Origin of the sequence: Paeniglutamicibacter psychrophenolicus (assembly GCF_030812255.1) — a bacterium.
Lineage (GTDB): Bacteria > Actinomycetota > Actinomycetes > Actinomycetales > Micrococcaceae > Paeniglutamicibacter > Paeniglutamicibacter psychrophenolicus_A.
Genome location: NZ_JAUSSH010000002.1, coordinates 52,806 through 70,493, shown reverse-complemented (window position 1 = coordinate 70,493; position 17,688 = coordinate 52,806). Strand labels below are relative to the sequence as shown.

21 protein-coding genes are annotated in these 17,688 nt (G+C 66.8%); 10 read left to right on the top strand and 11 right to left on the bottom strand.

Translation table 11 applies throughout. The features are described 5' to 3' along the window. Positions 1–5: 5 nt before the first annotated feature. The 4 genes from J2T21_RS03420 to uraD all read right to left on the bottom strand — a co-directional run bounded on the left by J2T21_RS03420 (position 6) and on the right by uraD (position 3,552). Entirely contained in the window at positions 6–1,613 is a 1,608-nt protein-coding gene (locus J2T21_RS03420; RefSeq protein ID WP_307578510.1) for a nucleobase:cation symporter-2 family protein, read from the bottom strand. A 75-nt stretch (positions 1,614–1,688) separates the two neighbouring features. Continuing rightward, positions 1,689–2,627, bottom strand: a complete 939-nt coding sequence (gene pucL, locus J2T21_RS03415; protein WP_307578508.1) for a factor-independent urate hydroxylase — start codon at positions 2,625–2,627, stop codon at positions 1,689–1,691. 5 nt (positions 2,628–2,632) lie between these two features. Continuing rightward, positions 2,633–2,989 carry a hydroxyisourate hydrolase gene (gene uraH, locus J2T21_RS03410; RefSeq protein WP_307578507.1) on the bottom strand — a complete coding sequence of 119 codons (357 nt, stop codon included), beginning with the start codon at positions 2,987–2,989 and terminating at the stop codon, positions 2,633–2,635. A 56-nt stretch (positions 2,990–3,045) separates the two neighbouring features. Continuing rightward, on the bottom strand, positions 3,046–3,552 hold the full coding sequence (gene uraD, locus J2T21_RS03405) for a 2-oxo-4-hydroxy-4-carboxy-5-ureidoimidazoline decarboxylase (protein ID WP_307578505.1): 507 nt from the start codon (positions 3,550–3,552) through the stop codon (positions 3,046–3,048). 324 nt (positions 3,553–3,876) lie between these two features. Between uraD and J2T21_RS03400 the strand changes: the two genes are divergently transcribed. Together J2T21_RS03400 and J2T21_RS03395 are read left to right on the top strand one after the other, a co-directional pair. Beyond that, positions 3,877–4,068, top strand: a complete 192-nt coding sequence (locus tag J2T21_RS03400; protein ID WP_307578503.1) for a hypothetical protein — start codon at positions 3,877–3,879, stop codon at positions 4,066–4,068. A gap of 270 nt (positions 4,069–4,338) precedes the next feature. Then, positions 4,339–5,106, top strand: a complete 768-nt coding sequence (locus J2T21_RS03395; protein ID WP_307578501.1) for an SDR family oxidoreductase — start codon at positions 4,339–4,341, stop codon at positions 5,104–5,106. Positions 5,107–5,118: 12 nt separating this feature from the next. Here J2T21_RS03395 and J2T21_RS03390 read toward each other — a convergent pair whose 3' ends face one another. Next, a complete protein-coding gene (locus J2T21_RS03390; protein WP_307578499.1) occupies positions 5,119–5,565 on the bottom strand; it encodes an SRPBCC family protein in 447 nt (148 codons plus the stop codon). 95 nt (positions 5,566–5,660) lie between these two features. Here J2T21_RS03390 and J2T21_RS03385 point away from each other — a divergent pair, with 95 nt between their 5' ends. After that, on the top strand, positions 5,661–5,996 hold the full coding sequence (locus tag J2T21_RS03385; protein ID WP_307578497.1) for a YnfA family protein: 336 nt from the start codon (positions 5,661–5,663) through the stop codon (positions 5,994–5,996). Here the strand turns inward: J2T21_RS03385 and J2T21_RS03380 are convergent. The 5 genes from J2T21_RS03380 to J2T21_RS20825 all read right to left on the bottom strand — a co-directional run bounded on the left by J2T21_RS03380 (position 5,993) and on the right by J2T21_RS20825 (position 8,833). Continuing rightward, on the bottom strand, positions 5,993–6,718 hold the full coding sequence (locus J2T21_RS03380; protein WP_307578495.1) for a DUF998 domain-containing protein: 726 nt from the start codon (positions 6,716–6,718) through the stop codon (positions 5,993–5,995). The genes J2T21_RS03385 and J2T21_RS03380 overlap by 4 nt on opposite strands. Before the next feature lie 158 nt (positions 6,719–6,876). Beyond that, entirely contained in the window at positions 6,877–7,308 is a 432-nt protein-coding gene (locus J2T21_RS03375; protein ID WP_307578493.1) for a YybH family protein, read from the bottom strand. A 60-nt stretch (positions 7,309–7,368) separates the two neighbouring features. After that, complete coding sequence (locus J2T21_RS03370; protein ID WP_307578491.1) at positions 7,369–7,542, bottom strand: hypothetical protein; 174 nt, start codon at positions 7,540–7,542, stop codon at positions 7,369–7,371. Positions 7,543–7,607: 65 nt separating this feature from the next. Beyond that, positions 7,608–8,666, bottom strand: coding sequence for an RNA-guided endonuclease InsQ/TnpB family protein (locus J2T21_RS03365; protein WP_307578489.1), 1,059 nt, complete (start codon positions 8,664–8,666; stop codon positions 7,608–7,610). Positions 8,667–8,674: 8 nt separating this feature from the next. Beyond that, positions 8,675–8,833 carry a helix-turn-helix domain-containing protein gene (locus J2T21_RS20825; protein WP_373457885.1) on the bottom strand — a complete coding sequence of 53 codons (159 nt, stop codon included), beginning with the start codon at positions 8,831–8,833 and terminating at the stop codon, positions 8,675–8,677. Between the two features lie 210 nt (positions 8,834–9,043). Here J2T21_RS20825 and J2T21_RS03360 point away from each other — a divergent pair, with 210 nt between their 5' ends. From J2T21_RS03360 to J2T21_RS03350, 3 genes are all read left to right on the top strand, one after another. Continuing rightward, positions 9,044–10,153 carry a WD40/YVTN/BNR-like repeat-containing protein gene (locus J2T21_RS03360; protein ID WP_307578487.1) on the top strand — a complete coding sequence of 370 codons (1,110 nt, stop codon included), beginning with the start codon at positions 9,044–9,046 and terminating at the stop codon, positions 10,151–10,153. Beyond that, entirely contained in the window at positions 10,150–10,437 is a 288-nt protein-coding gene (locus J2T21_RS03355) for a MoaD/ThiS family protein (RefSeq protein ID WP_307578485.1), read from the top strand. Before J2T21_RS03360 ends, J2T21_RS03355 begins: the two co-directional genes overlap by 4 nt. 69 nt (positions 10,438–10,506) lie before the next feature. Further along, positions 10,507–11,601 carry a tellurite resistance/C4-dicarboxylate transporter family protein gene (locus tag J2T21_RS03350; RefSeq protein WP_307578483.1) on the top strand — a complete coding sequence of 365 codons (1,095 nt, stop codon included), beginning with the start codon at positions 10,507–10,509 and terminating at the stop codon, positions 11,599–11,601. Here J2T21_RS03350 and J2T21_RS03345 read toward each other — a convergent pair whose 3' ends face one another. After that, the gene (locus J2T21_RS03345; RefSeq protein ID WP_307578481.1) at positions 11,602–12,612 is read right to left on the bottom strand and encodes a LacI family DNA-binding transcriptional regulator; all 1,011 of its coding nucleotides are present in this window, start codon (positions 12,610–12,612) and stop codon (positions 11,602–11,604) included. It lies immediately after the preceding gene. Positions 12,613–12,818: 206 nt separating this feature from the next. Between J2T21_RS03345 and J2T21_RS03340 the strand changes: the two genes are divergently transcribed. From J2T21_RS03340 to rhaS, 4 genes are all read left to right on the top strand, one after another. After that, positions 12,819–14,342 carry a sugar ABC transporter ATP-binding protein gene (locus tag J2T21_RS03340; RefSeq protein ID WP_307578479.1) on the top strand — a complete coding sequence of 508 codons (1,524 nt, stop codon included), beginning with the start codon at positions 12,819–12,821 and terminating at the stop codon, positions 14,340–14,342. Further along, positions 14,339–15,370 carry an ABC transporter permease gene (locus J2T21_RS03335; protein ID WP_307578477.1) on the top strand — a complete coding sequence of 344 codons (1,032 nt, stop codon included), beginning with the start codon at positions 14,339–14,341 and terminating at the stop codon, positions 15,368–15,370. The genes J2T21_RS03340 and J2T21_RS03335 overlap by 4 nt, the downstream gene beginning before the upstream one ends. Further along, positions 15,363–16,430 (top strand): ABC transporter permease, encoded by a 1,068-nt coding sequence (locus J2T21_RS03330; protein WP_307578475.1) that lies wholly within the window; start codon positions 15,363–15,365, stop codon positions 16,428–16,430. The genes J2T21_RS03335 and J2T21_RS03330 overlap by 8 nt, the downstream gene beginning before the upstream one ends. A 93-nt stretch (positions 16,431–16,523) precedes the next feature. Then, on the top strand, positions 16,524–17,588 hold the full coding sequence (gene rhaS / locus J2T21_RS03325) for a rhamnose ABC transporter substrate-binding protein (RefSeq protein WP_307578473.1): 1,065 nt from the start codon (positions 16,524–16,526) through the stop codon (positions 17,586–17,588). The last annotated feature ends 100 nt before the right edge of the window (positions 17,589–17,688 follow it).

The following is a 17,688-nucleotide window of genomic DNA, read 5'->3' as shown; positions in this document are numbered from 1 at the left end:
GCGTCTCAGTGGTGCGGCGGCGAAGCCGGGCCCGAACGAACGAACTCGGACTCGTCCGGGCAGGGCACGCCGGCCTCCTCGCACCTCTTGCGGTAGTCCGCCACGATGCCCTTGAATTCGTCGTCGTCCACGACCGGGATTTCCTCGCCGGCCGCGTCAATGAGCCGCCCGGACTTGAAGTGGTCGCCCTCCAGCAGCCCGCGGACTTCTTCGGCCTTGACGATGCGCGGGATCTGCTCGGCAATTAGCATCCGCGGGGGCGCGGCAGCATATGCCGAGCCGTCCCGCTTCGGGGTGCCGATCTTCAGCTCGTTGAACAACAGGTTCAGCAGCACCGCCATGACCGCCGCCGAGCTGATGCCCGAGTGGAAGATGGTGGCGAACCAGGTCGGGAACTGGTCGTAGAAATCCGTCTTCACGATCGGCAGCGCGCCGAAGGCGATGGAGGTTGCCACGATGATCATGTTCAGGTTGTTCTCGTACTTGACGCTGGCCAGCGTGCGGATGCCCGAGGCGGCAACGGTGCCGAAGAGCACGATGCCCGCCCCGCCCAGCACCGGGGTGGGGATGGCCGCGACCACGCGGCCGAGGATCGGCAGCAGGCCCAGCACCACCAGGATGCCGCCGCCGGCGGTGACCACGAATCGGGACTTGACCCCGGTGATGGCCACCAGTCCGACGTTTTGTGCGAACGCGCTCTGGGTGAAGGTGTTGAAGACCGGAGCCAGGACGCTGGAGGCCATGTCGGCGCGCAGGCCGTTGGCGATGCGCTTGGAGTCGACGCGGGTCTTGGCAATCTCGCCCACCGCGAGGATGTCGGCAGTGGTTTCGGTGAGGATCACGATGACAACGATGGTCATCGAGACGATCGCGCCGACCTCGAAGACCGGCCAGCCGAAGGCGAAGGGCTGCGGGAAGGCGAAGATCGACCCGTGGGGCACCGCGGAGAAGTCGGCCATGCCCAGGAACACGGCGATGACGGTGCCGATGACCATGGCCAGCAGGATCGACAGGCGCGAGATCGCGGCCTTGCCGACCTTGGAGAGCAGCAGCACGATGAGCATCGTCATTCCGGCAAGACCGATGTTGGCCAGCGAGCCGTAGTCATCGGCCTTGGCGTTGCCGCCCATGGCCCAGTTGGCTGCCACGGGAGTCAGCGAAAGCCCGATCATCGTGATCACCACGCCGGTGACCACCGGCGGGAAGAACCGCACGATCTTGGCGAAGAAGGGCGCGATAAGAAAGCCGATCAGCGAGGCCGCAAGCACGGCGCCAAAGACCGATTGCAGGCCGCCGTCGCCGTTGACGATGGCCACCATGGTGGAGACCGAGGCGAAGGACGTTCCCTGGACCAGCGGGAGCTGGGCCCCGAAGAAGGGGATGCCGACGGTTTGCAGGATCGTGGCCAGCCCTCCGACAAAGAGGCAGCTGGCAACCAGCACGCCGATCTGCTCGGGGGTGAGCCCGGCGGCCCCGCCGATGATCAACGGTGGCGCGATGATTCCGCCGTACATGGTCAGTACGTGTTGGAGTCCGTAGGCGATGGTTTTGCCCAGGGGCAACCGCTCGTCCTCGGGACGGAGTGTAGTACTTTTGACGTGCGCAGCCTTCATGTCTGAACTCCTTGATGGTTGCGATGAATCGGGGGTGCCCGCGTGGCAGCGCCGGCACCCCCGAAACCTCATCGACTAGCAGAATCCGGGCGTGTTTTCCCAGATGGTGTGGTTGGCGGGAACTCCCTCGCGGGTGATCGTCGCCTCGATCAGGCCGTACGGGCGATCCGCCGCGAAGAAGACCTCGTTGGGGTTGTCCTGGCCGAACGGCGAGAGGTCAACCAGGAAGTGGTGCTTGTTGGGCAGCGAGAACCTGATCTCCTCGATTTCCGGATGCGCCTCGAGAACGGCCTTGCCCATCTCGAACATCGTCTGCTGCAGCGCATAGGAGTGCGTGGCGGCAAACCCCGCAAGCAGCAACTCGCGCACCGAGGCATAGACCGCGTTGAAGTCGATGCCGCCGGAGGCGGCCGCCTGGCTGTTGTAGCGCCAGCGTGCGGTCACGTCGGTGGCCAGGATCCGGTCGTCGGTTTCCTCCAGCGTCGTGTACTTGTCGCGCGGGAAGCCGCGGAACTCGCTGGCGGTGGACTTCAGCACCGTGAGGTCCCGGATGCCGGCCAGCACCGAGGTCTCACCCTCGCGGATTTCCAGCACCGCGGTGCGGATCTCGGACTTGTTGCGTGAGAAGGCGTGGTCGTGGTCCTGGATGCGGTCCCAGAAGTACTGCTCGGCCGCCCAGCGGCCGCCGGTGACCCAGTCGAATTCGCTGGTGAAGTGCTTGCCGAGGCGGGCCAGGAATTCCTCGGGCGAGCCCACGCCGCCGCGGGCGAAGGCGTAGACGGTGTTCTTCTGGGTGTCGGTGGCCACGACGTGGCCGTTGTCCCCGTCGATGTGGGCCGCCAGGAAGTCCCCATGCAGCTGCGAAGTGACGTTCAGGTCCTCGATCTCGTGGCGCGTGGTGTCACGGGTGATCTTGACCAGTCGGACCTCGGCCTTGCCGTATTGGTTCGAGCCCAAGACGATCTTGTTGCCGGTTTCGGTGCCGGTCGCTGGGTCGGATGCAAATGTAGTCATGGTGTTTAGCTCCCTCGGTACGTGGAAAATGCAAACGGGCTGATAAGAAGAGGTACGTGGTAGTGATCGGCCGTGTCCGTGATACTGAAGCCGATCACCACCTCGGGAAAGAAGGTTTCCGTGCCCGTCTTTCCAAAGTAGGCACCCGTATCGAAAGTGATCCGGTAGTGCCCCGCTTCAACCTGTGTCGGGCCGAGGTTCGCGATCCGCCCGTCGCGGTCGGTCACCCCGGTTCCGATTTCTTGCCAGCCGGATGCCGCCTTGGCTTCCAGCGTGGCCCTGACACCGGAGGAAGGCCTCCCGGTCCCGGTGTCCAGTACATGGGTGGTGATGTGACTGCGTTCAGTCTGGGTGGCGCTCATCAAGAGACTCCTTCGGGGTTCGATGAGTGGAAGTGAATGAGGTCCAGTGGCGCTTCCTAGCGCGCTGGGACGGCGTCAAAGGCCGAGGCGAGGCGCAACAGCGCGATGGCACGCAGCTGTTCGCCGACTTCCGCCACCTCGGTGGCGGGGTCGTTGTCGAGGCGCCGGTGCAGTTCGGCAAGGATTCCTTCGCTGGTGCGTCCGGCGGCCCGAATGAGGAAGACGCGGGAGAACCGCTCTTCGTAGGCACGGTTTCCAGCCAGGAGGCCTGCTGCAACCTGCTCGTCGATGTCGAGCCCGGATTGTTCGCCGCGGCTTAGCGCCGCTTCCGCGGAGGAACCAGCGGCACGTTCCCCGATGCGGGGGTGGTGGGCCAGTGCCGCGTCGATTTCCGCTTCGGTGAAAGGGGATGCAGCGGTTTCGGCGGTTTCCAGGAGTTCGTTGACCGAAGCAAACGGACGGGCAGCAAGAATGGCTTCAACCCAGCGAACGATGTCGGCACATGGTTGAAGGACTGCTGTAGCGGCATTCGAGTCGAGTGCATTGAAACGGGAAATGTTCATGGGGTGGTCAGCTCTTTCATCCTGCTTGGGTTGCTTGCACCATCCAGGGCTGAACACCCTTACAACCGGTTTTGGAAACCGGATTCGACTCGATGTTTCTGGATGGTGGAACTTCGTGTTCACACTATGTAACCCGCATCACAGCCGCTCCGTCAAGGGCCCTGCCGAAAAACTTTCGGCTCGCCCTGCAGCGCCAGAGCCGATCCGGTGTGAAATAAGTTACGTCGAACCCTTGCCTTTCCGCCGATTCACCTACATACTTAATTTCACTAAGCAATATTAAGATTTCATATCTTGGAATCTCGCCATTAAGAGGAGGAACGCATGAAAATCACCCAGCCCATCGTTGAAGCAACCAGCGAGAAAACCCCACGCTTCGTTCCGGAGCCCTCTACGGCACTAAGCACAGGGATTTTCCACCCCATCGGCGGCCTCGACCCCGACATGAGCCGCGGTCCGCGCGGCTCCAAGGCTCGCATCGGTTTCTGGTCGCGCTTCCGCGCCGCACGCAGTTAGCGCCGGCCACCCCGCCGAAGCTATCCGTTCGGGCGCCGACACACGACTTTCAGGCACCATGACCACCACGGTGGGATTCCAGGCACGGCCACGGGATCCCACCGCTGGCATGTCCCCGGGGTGCACCGAAGAGCCGGCACCAATGCCGCAGGGTTCCGTGATCGAGCCACGTCACCAACGACTTCGGTAGTCTGGGACGCGAAGACCCCCCGGGCAGATCCCTGCCCGCAACCACCCAAATGACAGCTTCATTTCCAAAGGATGATCCCCTTGACCGCACCCCAGGAACATGCCACGCCCGCACCTCGAACCATCCTGGTCACCGGGGCCGGCTCCGGCATCGGCAAGGCCGTCACCGGGCGGATGCTCAATGCGGGGTGGAATGTCGTCCTGGCCGGCCGCCGCGGGCTCCAGCTTGAGCAAAGTGCCGCCGGGCACCCCCATGCCCTCGTGGTGCCCACCGACATCACCGACCCGACCGCCGTCGAGCAGCTTTTCAACGCGGGAATCGAACGCTTTGGCAAGATCGATGTGCTCTTCAACAATGCCGGGGTCTTTGGGCCGGTCGCAACCATCGGCGAGCTCACCGCACAGCAGTGGCAAGAGGTCTGTGCCGTCAACCTCAGCGGTGCGATGTACTGCGCCGGGGCCGCGTTCAGGCACATGCAGGAAACCGGCGGCGGGCGCGTCATCAACAACGGATCGATCAGCGCCCAGGTGCCCCGCCCGGCATCGGTCGCATACGCGGTAACCAAACACGCAATTACTGGCCTGACCAGCTCCATCGAGCTGGATGGCCGGCCCTATGGCATCACCTGCTCGCAGATCGACATCGGCAACGCCGCGTCGGAAATGATGAAGGATGTCGGTGCGGATTCGGGCGCGCTGCAGGCCGACGGCAGCCGGAAGGTGGAGCCCACCTTCGACATGGACCAGGCTGCCGCGGCCATTGAGTTCATGGCCTCCGCTCCTGCCGAGGTGTCCGTCAACCAAGTCACCATCACCGCGGCCGGAATGCCGTTCATCGGCCGCGGCTAGGAGCGGCGCCTGCTAAAGGTGCATGGCGAACAGGCGGTCCAGCTTGGTGAACGAGGATTCCCAGCCGGCACGTGCCGGTTCCAGAACCTCGGCCGGGAGCGGACCCTGGGTGATCCGCAGCGCGGTCCCCGTGGGGCAGTCGGCGAACTCGACGCGCATTTCGATGACCAGGTTCAGGGTCATCTCATGCGGCCCGTCCTCCCCGACCAGCAGCTCGTGCTCACGGACTTCGGTGAACGTCGCGTGCACCGGCGAGGTCTTGGTCGGGTCCTCCAGCAGGTGCATCACGAACTTCTGGACGCCACCCACGCGCGGCTCGATGGTCACGGTATCCACGTGCACGCCCCAGCCCTCGGGGCCAAACCATTCGGCCAGGATTTCCGGCTCGGTGAAGGCCGCCCACACCGCACCGCGGGGTGCGGAAAATTCACGTTCAATAACCAGTTCGCCCATATCCATGCGCACGAGATTACCCCGGTTCGGGCCGCGAACCGAATGGCGGGCACGTTCCGTGGGGCAAACACCCAGTGGAAGAAGATGAAAGGATGGCCGGCATGACCGTGTTGAAATCAATCTTGCTCTTCGGCGTGGCCGCGCTGCTGGAAATCGGCGGCGCCTGGCTCATCTGGCAGGGCATCCGCGAGCACCGCGGCTGGCTCTGGATCGGCGGCGGGGCGATTGCCCTGGGGCTGTATGGAATCGTCGCCACGCTCCAGCCCGATGCCAACTTCGGCCGCATCCTGGCGGCCTACGGAGGGGTCTTCATCGCCGGATCCCTGCTCTGGGCGGTGCTCCTGGATGGTTTCCGCCCGGATCGCTGGGACATCGCCGGGGCCGCCATCGCCCTGGCCGGCGTCGGGTTGATCATGTACGGCCCGCGCGGGGCCTAGGAACCGAAGTTCCCCCGGCCGGGATCGACCGTCCCCGCAGACAGGGGATCCTCTCCGGGAAGAACCGTGGGTGCCGGCCAGGTCCCCAGGGGCAACCTCCTGATGGCCCAGCACACCACCAGCACCCAGCCGAGCACTCCGGCGAGACAGACCCGCTCGGCGAGCCCCAGCAGATCCTGCCCAACGGCGGCGGCCAGTCCCAGCGATGCGAGCCCGACGGCAGCAACTGCCGCAAGAATCAACGCCGCAGGGTAGGCCTTCTCCAGCCCCGGGGCGGAGCGCATCCAGCGGGTCAGCACGAAAATGCCGGCCAGCGCAGCCAGGAATCCTGCGCCGGCCACGTAGAGATGCACGGCGCCCGCCGTCGTCACCGCATGCAGGCCGGACCCGGCATCAACGTCGGTCGGGAAAAAGGCCAGTGCCGCCGAGCACAGGCCCCCGGCGGCCATCAGGAGCACCCCGGCCCGTCGAAGCCCGGAGACTTGGTCGATCCGGTTGATGGCAACGATGGCACACAGGGTGGTGACGGCCCGGCCGAGGAAATTCAGGTTCATGATCCACCCGAACGGACCCACCGCCAGGTTGCTTTCGGCGTCACTGACCACGCTGTAGTGCGGGGGCAGGAACTGGAGCACCACGTCGACCAGGACGTAGACGGCGACGCCGGCCATGGCTGCGGTGGCAAACCGCCGTCGGGCATTGTCCGGGTTCTGCGGCATCATTGATCCAGCTTTCCATACCGGCGCCCCCATCCACCGCACCGCACCCACGCCGCAGGGGAAACAACGCAAGACCCCGAAGACAAGGGCCCCGGAAAAGGCTCCCCGGGGGCCAGGCAGTACCTGTCCCGGGCAACAGGTCGCCTCGTGCGACAGGGGGCCTATGACCCGAAGATCCCCTGGCCGGTTTCCATGTCGATCGGCAACGACGAATGCTCGTGGACGATCAGCCACTTCGAATCGCGTAGCGCCAGTCCCATGGTCATCCTGTTGGTCAACGAGCGCAGCTTCCTGCCGTCCGCAGAGAAGGCCGAAAACGATGCCGCGGCAGAAAGCATCGCCACGCTCTCCCCTGCACGCACCCGGACATCGCCAAAATCCACCCGGACCGTTTCGTTGCCCAGGGAACCGAACCAGTCGACCGCCATCGTCTGCCAGGCCTCGGCACCCACGTATTCAAATTTTCCCCACGCGTCGTAGACATGGACATCTTGGGCATAAAGGCCCGTGAAGGCGGTGAGGTTCTTGCCATTCACCGCGGAGGCATAGGCATCAAGAACCAGGCCGGGGCCGTCGTTAAGAAAGCTATCCATGCAGCGGACACTAATGCCTCGGCCCACTGCATGGATAGCTTTTGCTGCAAGGAGTCGGCGCTACTCCGTGCGTTCCGCCGCCCCGCTGTCCGCCAGAAGGCGTTCTGCGTGGGACATCTGGATGCTTGGAGCCGAGCCCCGGGTGGGTCCTCCGGCGAACTTCGGCGATGGCTCCCCGCCCTCGGCCAGGCGCAGCTCTTCTTCGACGCGGAACCCGTCTTCCTCGCCGAGCATGATGGCGCTGTCCTCATTGTTGACATCTTCCCCTCCCTGAAGGAAGGGGATTCCCCGGCAGCGGCCTACGCCGCGGCCGGGGTGGTTACTGCTTCGCCGGTCCCCGCCGGCACGGGTGCCGCACTTGTAGGACCTCCACAGTCGTTTTGCGTCTCTGCCTGCCCGGCAGCGACATTCCTCAAATTCATGGCCGCATTCACGTCCCGGTCGTGGGTGGCCCCGCACGCACACGACCAGGACCTCACATTCAGGGGCTTCTTCTCCCCGAGTGCACCGCACGCGCTGCACATCCGGGTGGAGGGGAACGCCCGGTCCGCACGCGCCACGGTACGCCCGGCCTCGGCCGCCTTCTCCTCGATGAGCCGGACCAGGATCCCCCACCCGGCATCGTGGATGGACTTGGCCAGCCGGGTGCGGGCCATCCCGGCGATGGACAGGGTTTCGAGGCCGATGACTTGGTTTTCGTCAACGACCTTCCTGGCCAGCTTGTGGTGGTGGTCCAGCCGGGTTTCGCGGACCTGCCGGTGCAGCCTCGCCACCTTGATCCTGGACTTTTTTCGGTTTGCGGATCCTTTCTCCCGGCGCGCCAGCTCCTTTTGGGCCGTGGCGAGCATGCGCAGTTTCTTCTTCAGGTGTCTCGGGTTTTCGATCGTGCTGCTGGTCCCGTCGTCGTGGGCGATCACAGCCAGGTGGTTGAGCCCCAGGTCGATGCCCGCGGTCTGGTGCACAGGTGCTGGGACCATACGCGCAGGTGCTTCCACAACGAAGCTGACGTAGTGGCGGCCGTCGGGCTCGCGGATGACGGTGAGTGAGGATGGATCCGCAGGCAGCGCACGCGAAAGGGCGAAATGCACCCACCCAATCCTCGGCAGCTTCACCTGTCCACGCTGTTTCGAGACCTGTCGCACTGCAAAGTTCGAGCGACCCGTGATCCGGAAGCTGTCCTGATGGTCCTTTCGGGACTTGAATCGGGGTGCCCCTATTCTCCGGCCCTTGCGTTTGCCCCTGAGCGACGCGAAGTAGTTTTGGTACGCCCTATCGGCATCTCTCATGGCCTGCTGCAGGGCCACATCGGTGACCTGTCCCAGCCAGGTCCGTTCCTCGGTCCGCTTGGAGCGGGCCATGGCCTTCATCAGGTCAAAGACCGACGGCGCCTTTTCACCGGCTGCAAGGGCCTGCCTCGGGCGGCAACGACATCGTTGTGGACCACCCGGGCGCACCCGAACGTGCGGGCCAACTGGCCGCGCTGCGCATCGTCGGGGTAGAGCCGGTATCGATACCGCTTGACCATTATGACCTCCCGGGCGGAAGCATGAATCCCTTGCTCAGCCCTACTCTTCCACCGGGCACCGACAGCTTGGAAACACGCGAGTCACGCGCCGTCCTCTCGGAAGTAGCTTCCCTCGCGAATCACAGGTGAATCAATCCGTGAAACATTTCGCCCAAACGCGGTGGTCTCCAGGCCTTGAATCAAGCCCGCTGCGGTGTTGCACTGTTTGCCATGGACAACGACCAACGAACCATCATGGCCATCGGCACCAAGAAGGGCCTTTGGCTCGCCGAAAGCACCGACCGTGAAACCTGGACGCTGAACGGACCCCACTTCCTGAACCTCGAGGTCCCCTCCGTCGCCATCGACACCCGGGAAGGCCGGACCCGCATCCTGGCCGGGGTCAACGACTGGCACTGGGGACCGACCGTCGTCTACAGCGACGACGCCGGCGCCACCTGGTCCGAACCCGAGCAGGGCGCCATCAAGTTCCCGGCCGACACCGACACCGCACTGGCCCGGATCTGGCACCTGCGCCCCGACACCGCCGAACGCCCCGGGGTGGTGTGGGCCGGATGCGAACCGATCTCGGTCTTCAAGTCCACCGACTCCGGGGAGAACTTCGAGCTCAACCGAGGGCTCTGGGACCACCCGCACCGCAGCGAATGGGGCGCCGGCTTCGGCGGGGCCGCGGTGCACAGCATCGCGCCCAACGCGGCGGACGAGAATGTCATCCACGCGGCCATGAGCACCGGCGGGGTGTACCGCAGCACCGACGGCGGCACCTCGTGGGAGCCACGAAACCACGGCATCAAGGCAGATTTCTTCCCCGAGCCGTTCCCTGAGTTCGGCCAATGCGTCCACCACATCACCGCCGATGCCGAAGACGCGGACCGGCTCTATGCGCAAAACCACGGCGGGGTCTACCGCACCGACGACGCCGGGGACCAGTGGAACAGCATCGCCGATGGACTTCCGGCCGACTTCGGATTCGTGTTCCTGTCACACCCCCGCACGGGCGGCACCGTGTGGACCATCCCGCTGAAGGCCGCCGAGGAACGCAATCCGGTGGGTGGACGGCTCTCGGTCTACCACTCCACGAATGCCGGGGACACCTGGAGCGAACAACACGCCGGGTTGCCGGATGCGGACTGGAACGCGGTGTTGCGCGACGCGGCGGCGGTGGACGAGCACCCCGAAACCGTGGGTGTGTACTTCGGCACCCGGGGCGGGGAGGTCTTCGCCAGCAACGACGAGGGCGCGCACTTCGTCACGGTGGCCCAGCGCCTGCCCGATGTGCTCAGCGTCCGGGCAGCCCAGGTCAACGGTGCGGGGCAATGACGACAATTACGGTCGAGGTGCCCTCGGTGCTCGCCTCCACGCTGGACGGCCAACGCAGCCTGCAGGTCCCGCTGCCCGAGGACCGGACCGTGGGTTCGATCCTGGATGCGCTCGGCGAGCGCTACCCGCTCTTTGCCCGGCGGGTGCGCGACGAGCGCGGGGCGGTGCGCCGCTACGTGAACATCTTCGTCGGTCCGGACAACATTCGCAGGCTCCAGGGCCTGGATTCGACCGTGTCCGAGGGGCAGGACGTGTTGATCATGCAGTCGGTCGCCGGCGGTTAGCCGCCTGAGGGGCGGGCGTCCGCGATAATCTGGCAGGGTGTCTTGCCCGAAGGAGCCCACGTGCCGCCCATGAACCCACCACCTCCCGCCCCCGCACCGGAAGGCCAACCGCGGCGCGCGCACCGGCGGCTGGATGCGGTCATCAAGGACTTCCCGCCGGCGGCGTTCTCCTTTGTCATGGCCACCGGCATCCTGTCCGCCGCACTGGCCCTGGTGGGCCGTGAAACCGAAGCCTCGGCGCTGCTGTGGATTGCGGTGGCCGCCGGGGCACTGCTCGCCGCGGCGCTGGCCTGGCGAGCAATCTCCCATCCGGGCCCCCTGCTCAAGGACCTCAACGACCCGGCCAAGACCTTCGGGTTCTTCACCATCGTGGCCGGCGCCAACGTGCTGGGACTGGGCTTCGACATGGCCGGGACCCCCGCCGCCGCGGTGGCCCTGGCGATCGTGGCCGGGGTGTTCTGGGTGGGATTGAACTACGGGATCCCGTCTTCGATGCTGCTGCGCGAACGCTCCACACCGATCCTGCAGGACGCCAACGGCAGCTGGTTCCTCTGGGTGGTCGCCACCCAGTCCATGGCCAACGCCCTGGCGGTGATCGCCCGCAGCGGCAACAACGAGCTGGCCGGGGCCGCTGCCGTCGCCGCCTGGGGCATCGGGTTGGTGCTCTACCTGCTGGTGGGCACCTTGGTGACCCTGCGGCTGCTGACCCTGCCCAACCGCCCGGAGAACCTGAGCCCCACCTACTGGATCTTCATGGGAGCCACCGCGATCACGGTGCTGGCCGGTGCGAAGGTGCTGGCCATGCCCGCCGACTTCCCGGTAATGGTGCGCACCGCGGTGTTCGTCGCCGGCGCCAGCTACATGCTGTGGGCGCTGGGCATGTGGTGGATCCCGCTGCTGGTGGTCTTCGGGATCTGGCGCCACGGGATGCGCCGCTACCCGATGCGCTACGAGACCGGGCTGTGGGCCATCGTCTTCCCGCTGGGCATGATGTCGGCCGCGTCCATCGCCTTTGGCCGGGGCGAGTCCGTCGCGGTGATGGTGGGCGTCGGCGAGGTCGGGGTGTGGGTCGCGGCTGCGGCCTGGGCCGGAACCACGGTGCTGATGCTCTCCTGCCTGGTGCGCTGGCTGCGCGCCGGGAATCCATCCGCCCGTCCGCTGTAGCTACGCCGGACGGGTCGAAGCCCGAACCACCAGCGTCGGCTCGGTGACCACCTGGCGGTGCTCGTACCCGTCGCCGGAGGCGGCCTCCTCAAGCAGCAGCTCCATGGCCCGGCTCCCCAGGTCGGCCGCGTCCTGCCGGATTGAGCTCATCGGGACCATGGCCGATTCGGCAAAGGCGATATCGTCGTAGCCGATCAGCGCGATGTCCTCGGGGATCCGCAGGCCCGACCCCATCAGCAGCCCCTGCATCAGCCCCAGGCCGAGCATGTCGTTGGCGGCAAAGATCGCATCGGGCCGCTCGGATTCCGGCGCCCGGGCCAGCTCCCGGCCCACCTCGCGCCCGGAAAGCAGCGTCATCGAGGGAACCTCGATGACGCGCGGTTCCGGAAGCCCGGCCTCGGCCAACGCCATCCGGGCGCCCTCGAGCCGGTCGGCGACCTGGCGGATGTGCATGGGTCCGCCCACGAAGGCGATGTCCTTCCGGCCCAGGGAGGCCAGGTGCCCGGCCGCCAGTTGCCCGCCGACCACGTCGTCGACCGACACCGAGGAGAAGGCGGTGTTGCGGGTGTGCCGGTCCACGAGCACCGCGGCAATCCCGCGGCCGCGTAGGCGTTCAAGCCGGGCGGTGATGTCCCCCACCGGCGAGAGCATCACCCCGCGCACGCGTTGTTCCTCGAAGAGGTCCAGGTAGGTCGCTTCGCGCGCCGGATCCTCGCCGCTGTTGCCCACCAGCACGCTGATTCCCATGGAGGCGGCGTGGTCCTCGGCCCCTCGGGCCAGGTCGGTGAAGAACGGGTTGGCCGAATCCAGCACGACCAGCCCGACGCTGCGGCTGAGCCCGGCACGCAACTGGCTGGCCGCGGCGTTGCGCACGAAGCCCAGCTTGGTGATCGCCTCGTTGACCCGCTGCAGCGTTGCCGGGGCGACCCGCTCGGGGCGGTTGAGCACGTTGGAGACCGTGCCGACCGAAACCCCGGCCAATTGGGCGACGTCCTTGACGCTGACAGTCATCGCTGGGCCTTCCCGTTGAATTTCGGTGCGTTGACAGGTGCCACTCTAGTCGTGAAATTGAAACGAATCAAAAACTTTGCCAAATCCCTCATTTACTGGTTGACGGGCATCGATACTGCTGCTTATGATCTAGACCACACCCGGATTGAAACGATTCACTTCGTTCGTCTCCGCCCCCGGACCTACCCGCAAAGGTGAACCACAACATGGAAGCATCCGCCGCCGCCCAGGGCCCCGTGCTCCTGGCCGTGCACGGTGCCCTGAAGACCTTCGGGCCCGTGGTGGCCCTGGCCGACGGCACCATCGAGTTGCGGGCCGGGGAGATCCTCGCGCTCTGCGGGGAAAACGGGGCCGGGAAGTCCACCCTGGTCAAGATCCTTGCCGGGGTCCACGCACCGGACGCCGGAACCTTCACCATGGACGGAGCCCCCTGCGCGTTCCGGTCGGTGGCCGACTCCAAGGCCACCGGGATCTCGGTCATCTACCAGGAGCCCACGCTCTTCCCCGACTTGAGCGTGGCGGAGAACATCTTCATCGGGCGCCAACCCAAAAACCGGCTCGGACTCATCGACCACGCCCAAATGCGCCGCGACGCGGCCTCGCTCTTCACCCGGCTTGGGGTGCCCATGAACCCGGGCCGCCGCGCCGAGGGCCTGTCCATCGCCGACCAGCAGCTCATCGAGATCGCCAAGGCCATCTCGCTGGACGCCAAGGTGCTGGTCATGGACGAACCCACCGCGGCGCTCTCCGGTGCGGAGGTCGAGAGGCTGTTCAAGGTGGCCCGCGCCCTGCGCGATGCCGGAGCGGCGATCCTGTTCATTTCCCACCGCTTCGACGAGGTGTTCGCCCTGGCCGACCGCATCACCGTGATGCGCGACGGCCGCTACATCTCCACCCACCGCACCACCGAGACCAGCGTGGCGGCCATCGTGCACGAAATGGTCGGCCGCGACGTGGACGCCCTGTTCCCCGCCCGCAACGCCGAGCCCGGCCCCATCGTCCTGCAGGTCTCGGGCCTGGGACGCAGGGGCGTGTTCCGGGACATCGACTTCTGTGTGCGTGCCGGGGAGATCGTGGCGCTGGCCGGGCTGGTGGGAGCCGGGCGCACCGAGGTCGCCCGCGCCATCTTCGGCATCGACAAATCCACCTCCGGGACCGTGAGCGTCAACGGACATGAACTTGCCCCGGGGAACCCGCAGTCCGCCATCGCCGCGGGCATCGGCTTCGTCCCCGAGGACCGGCGCAAGCAGGGCCTGGTCATGGACCTGTCGGTCGCCAGGAACACCGCACTGACGCTGCGCCGCCGCTTCTCCCGCTTCGGGCTCATCGACTTCCGCGCCGAAAAGCGCACCGCCGCCACCTGGGCCCGCACCCTGCAGGTCAAGATCTCCTCCATGGACCAGGCCGTCGCCACGCTCTCGGGCGGGAACCAGCAAAAGGTTGTGCTCGCCAAGTGGCTGGCCACCGAGCCGAAGGTGCTGATCATCGACGAGCCCACCCGCGGCATCGACGTGGGCACCAAGGCCGAGGTGCACCGGCTCATCGCCGAACTGGCCGGGCACGGCATGGCGATCCTGATGATCTCCTCCGAGCTGCCCGAGGTCCTGGGCATGGCCGACAGGGTGCTGGTCATGCACGAGGGCCTCATCTCCGCGGCGCTCGAGCGCTCCGAGGCCACCCCCGAATCCGTCATGCACGCCGCCACCGGATCGAAGGAGGCAGCCACATGAGCACCCAGGCCACGCAAACCCGCCCCGGACCCTCCGGCGCCTCGCGCCTCGGCGCGCTGCTGCGGCTGCGCGAACTTCCGGTCACCGTCGCCCTGGTGGCCCTGGTCATCGTCACCGCGGCGGTCAACCCGCTGTTCCTCTCCCCGCAGGGGATGAAGGACCTGATGCTCAACGCGACCATCATGATGCTGCTGGCCGCCGGGCAGACCATGGTCATCGTCACCCGCAACATCGACCTGTCCGTCGGGTCCATCCTGGGCCTGGTGGCCTTTGGCACCGGCAGCATCTTCGCCGCCGTCCCCACCATGCCCATCTGGCTGGTGCTGCTGGTCGGCGTCGGGTTCGGCGCGCTGCTCGGCTCGCTCAACGGGCTGCTGACGGTGTGGGCGAAGGTCCCCTCGCTGGTCATCACCCTGGGCACGCTCTACGTCTTCCGCGGCGTGAACAACGGCTGGGCCGGGCCGCGGCAATTCTTCGCCGGGGACCGGCCCGAGGCCTTCGGGAACCTCTCGGTGGACACGCTGCTGGGCGTGCCGATCATCACCGTGCTGGCGCTGGCCGTCGTGATCGTGCTGGCCGTGTACCTGGCCGGGGCACGGTCCGGGCGCGACCTCTACGCGATCGGCTCGGACCCCGAGGCCGCCAGGCTCTTCGGCATCAACACCTCCACCCGGGTCTTCACCGCGTTCCTCGTCAACGGGGCGTTGGCCGGGCTGGCCGGGGTGCTCTACGCCAGCCGCTTCAACGCGGTGGGCGCGACCACCGGCAGCGGCCTGGAACTGGACGTGGTCGCCGCAGCGGTGGTCGGCGGCGTGGCGATCTTCGGCGGATCGGGCACCGTGATCGGCGCCGCCATCGGCGCGATCCTGCTCAACACCATCACCAGCTCGCTCACCGCGCTGCGCGTGGACAAGTTCTGGCAGCAGGCCATCGTCGGCGTGCTGATCATCACCGCCATCCTCATCGACCGGCTGGCCTCGCTGCGCCACGCCAAGCACCTGCGTGAAAGGGAGGGCCGCAATGTCTGAGCACGCCACCGTGGCAGTGGACACCACCGCCCCGCTCGCCGACGTGGTGCCCGTTCGCGGGCCGCGCTGGTACGCCGGGCGCGACGCCACCATGGTCTACATCCTGTTGGCCTTCCTGGCCTACGCGGCACTGTCGATCCCGCGCTTCGCCTCCCCGGTCACCACCGGGTTCCTGTTGCTGGACGTGGTCCCGACGCTGCTGATCGCCATGCCGATGACGCTGATCATCGTCACCGGGGAGATCGATTTGTCCGTGGCCAGCATCGCCGGGCTGTCCTCCGCGGTGCTCGGCGTCGCCTGGGCCTCGGGCACCGGGATCTGGGTGTCCATCTTTCTGGCGCTGGGCGCCGGGCTCCTGGCCGGGATCTTCAACGGGGTGCTCGTCGCCTACGTGGGGCTGCCCTCGCTCGCGGTGACGATTGGCACCCTGGCGCTCTTCCGCGGGCTGGCCCTGGTGGTCATCGGCGACAATGCGGTGGCCAACTTTCCCAATGAGATCACGGCGCTGGCCTCGGCCAAGCTGGGCACCAGCGGCATCCCGCTGGTGATCCTGCCGGTGGTGTTCGTCGTGCTCGTCTTCGGGCTGGTGCTGCACCACACCGCTTTCGGCCGCGGCCTCTACGCCATGGGGTATTCCAAGGACGCCGCGCACTTCGTGGGCATCAACGTGGGCAATTCCAAGTTCTGGCTCTACGTGGCCTCCGGGCTGGTCTCCGCCGCGGCCGGGGTCTTCTGGACGCTGCGCTACACCAGTGCCCGCAGCGACAACGCCTCGGGCCTGGAGCTGACGGTGATCGCCGCGGTGCTGCTGGGCGGGGTCTCGATCTTCGGCGGCAAGGGCTCGATCCCCGGCGTGCTGGCCGGGGTGCTGCTGATCGGCTCGCTGAACTACGCGCTGCGCCTGGGCCGCGTCTCGGACGTCGTGCTGGTGACGGTGACCGGGCTGCTGCTCATCGCCTCGGTCATCGCCCCGTCGGTCTCCGCGGCCGTGGGCCGCTGGCGGCACAGCCAGAGGCTGCGCCGGCACCTGGCCCGGGACCAGGGGGCCGAACCCGGCTAAGCACCCGCGCACCCCACCGCACCGCACCGCGCTGGAACACCGCACCATCCCACACCCGGCGGGCCACCCGCCACCGAGGAAGGAAAACCCGCAATGTCCATCCCACGCACCACACACACCAAACGAGTCGGCGCCCTCACCGCGACGCTCGCCGCCGCGGCCCTGGCCCTGAGTGCCTGCGCCGGGGGCGGCACCACCCCGGCAGGATCCGAGGGGGCGAGCGGGTCGGCCAAGACCGATGCCACCATCACCTTCATCCCCAAGCAGTTGAACAACCCCTACACCGACGTGGTCCTGGGCGGCGGCAAGACCGCTGCCACGGCGGCCGGCTTCGCCACCGCCAACGTGGTGGGCCCGCTGGAGGCCTCGGCCTCGTCCCAGGTCACCTTCATCAACGCCGAGACCCAGGCCGGCACCAACGCGATCGTGATCGCCGCCAACGACCCCGACGCCGTCTGCTCGGCCCTGGACGAGGCCCGCACCGCCGGGGCCAAGATCGTCGCCTTCGACTCGGACACCAATCCCGAGTGCCGCGACGTGTTCATCTCCCAGGTCGTGGCCAAGGACGTGGCGCTGATCCAGACCAAGCTGATCTCCGAGCAGATCGGCGGGGCGGGCGAGATCGCGATCCTCTCGGCCACCGCGAACGCCACCAACCAGAACGAGTGGATCAAGTTCATGGAGGAGGAACTGAAGTCCAACCCCGACTACAAGGACATCAAGCTGGTCGCCAAGGTCTACGGCGACGACGACGATGCCAAGTCCTTCCAGGAGGCCCAGGGCCTGATGCAGGCCCACCCGAACCTCAAGGGCATCATCTCCCCGACCACCGTGGGCATCGCGGCCACGGCACGCTACCTGTCCACCAGCCAGTACAAGGGCAAGGTCGCGCTGACCGGGCTGGGCCTGCCCAACGAGATGCGCTCCTTCGTCAAGGACGGCACCGTGAGCGAGTTCGCGCTCTGGGACCCGGCACAGCTCGGCGAGGTCGCTGCCTACGCGGCCAAGGCCCTGGTCGACGGCACCATCACCGGGGCGGTCGGCGACAAGTTCACCGCCGGCGATCTCGGCGAGCGCACCATCGAGGACGGCGGCATCGTGATCGTCGGCCCGCCGACGGTGTTCAACAAGGACAACATCGACGACTACGACTTCTAGTCGCTCGACCCTTCCCCGCATTGTGCGGGCGTGCGGTCCGGAGCATCCGGACCGCACACCCGCACACCACCCACATGCTTCTTGTCCCGCAGACCACGAA

Excerpts from the sequence above, each read along its gene's own strand:
- J2T21_RS03420 (WP_307578510.1), bottom strand. The coding sequence starts at position 1,613 with ATGAAGGCTGCGCACGTCAAAAGTACTACACTCCGTCCCGAGGACGAG.
- pucL (WP_307578508.1), bottom strand. The coding sequence starts at position 2,627 with ATGACTACATTTGCATCCGACCCAGCGACCGGCACCGAAACCGGCAAC.
- uraH (WP_307578507.1), bottom strand. The coding sequence starts at position 2,989 with ATGAGCGCCACCCAGACTGAACGCAGTCACATCACCACCCATGTACTG.
- uraD (WP_307578505.1), bottom strand. The coding sequence starts at position 3,552 with ATGAACATTTCCCGTTTCAATGCACTCGACTCGAATGCCGCTACAGCA.
- J2T21_RS03400 (WP_307578503.1), top strand. The coding sequence starts at position 3,877 with ATGAAAATCACCCAGCCCATCGTTGAAGCAACCAGCGAGAAAACCCCA.
- J2T21_RS03390 (WP_307578499.1), bottom strand. The coding sequence starts at position 5,565 with ATGGATATGGGCGAACTGGTTATTGAACGTGAATTTTCCGCACCCCGC.
- J2T21_RS03385 (WP_307578497.1), top strand. The coding sequence starts at position 5,661 with ATGACCGTGTTGAAATCAATCTTGCTCTTCGGCGTGGCCGCGCTGCTG.
- J2T21_RS03380 (WP_307578495.1), bottom strand. The coding sequence starts at position 6,718 with ATGATGCCGCAGAACCCGGACAATGCCCGACGGCGGTTTGCCACCGCA.
- J2T21_RS03375 (WP_307578493.1), bottom strand. The coding sequence starts at position 7,308 with ATGGATAGCTTTCTTAACGACGGCCCCGGCCTGGTTCTTGATGCCTAT.
- J2T21_RS03370 (WP_307578491.1), bottom strand. The coding sequence starts at position 7,542 with ATGCTCGGCGAGGAAGACGGGTTCCGCGTCGAAGAAGAGCTGCGCCTG.
- J2T21_RS03365 (WP_307578489.1), bottom strand. The coding sequence starts at position 8,666 with ATGGCCCGCTCCAAGCGGACCGAGGAACGGACCTGGCTGGGACAGGTC.
- J2T21_RS20825 (WP_373457885.1), bottom strand. The coding sequence starts at position 8,833 with ATGGTCAAGCGGTATCGATACCGGCTCTACCCCGACGATGCGCAGCGC.
- J2T21_RS03360 (WP_307578487.1), top strand. The coding sequence starts at position 9,044 with ATGGACAACGACCAACGAACCATCATGGCCATCGGCACCAAGAAGGGC.
- J2T21_RS03355 (WP_307578485.1), top strand. The coding sequence starts at position 10,150 with ATGACGACAATTACGGTCGAGGTGCCCTCGGTGCTCGCCTCCACGCTG.
- J2T21_RS03350 (WP_307578483.1), top strand. The coding sequence starts at position 10,507 with ATGAACCCACCACCTCCCGCCCCCGCACCGGAAGGCCAACCGCGGCGC.
- J2T21_RS03345 (WP_307578481.1), bottom strand. The coding sequence starts at position 12,612 with ATGACTGTCAGCGTCAAGGACGTCGCCCAATTGGCCGGGGTTTCGGTC.
- J2T21_RS03340 (WP_307578479.1), top strand. The coding sequence starts at position 12,819 with ATGGAAGCATCCGCCGCCGCCCAGGGCCCCGTGCTCCTGGCCGTGCAC.
- J2T21_RS03335 (WP_307578477.1), top strand. The coding sequence starts at position 14,339 with ATGAGCACCCAGGCCACGCAAACCCGCCCCGGACCCTCCGGCGCCTCG.
- J2T21_RS03330 (WP_307578475.1), top strand. The coding sequence starts at position 15,363 with ATGTCTGAGCACGCCACCGTGGCAGTGGACACCACCGCCCCGCTCGCC.
- rhaS (WP_307578473.1), top strand. The coding sequence starts at position 16,524 with ATGTCCATCCCACGCACCACACACACCAAACGAGTCGGCGCCCTCACC.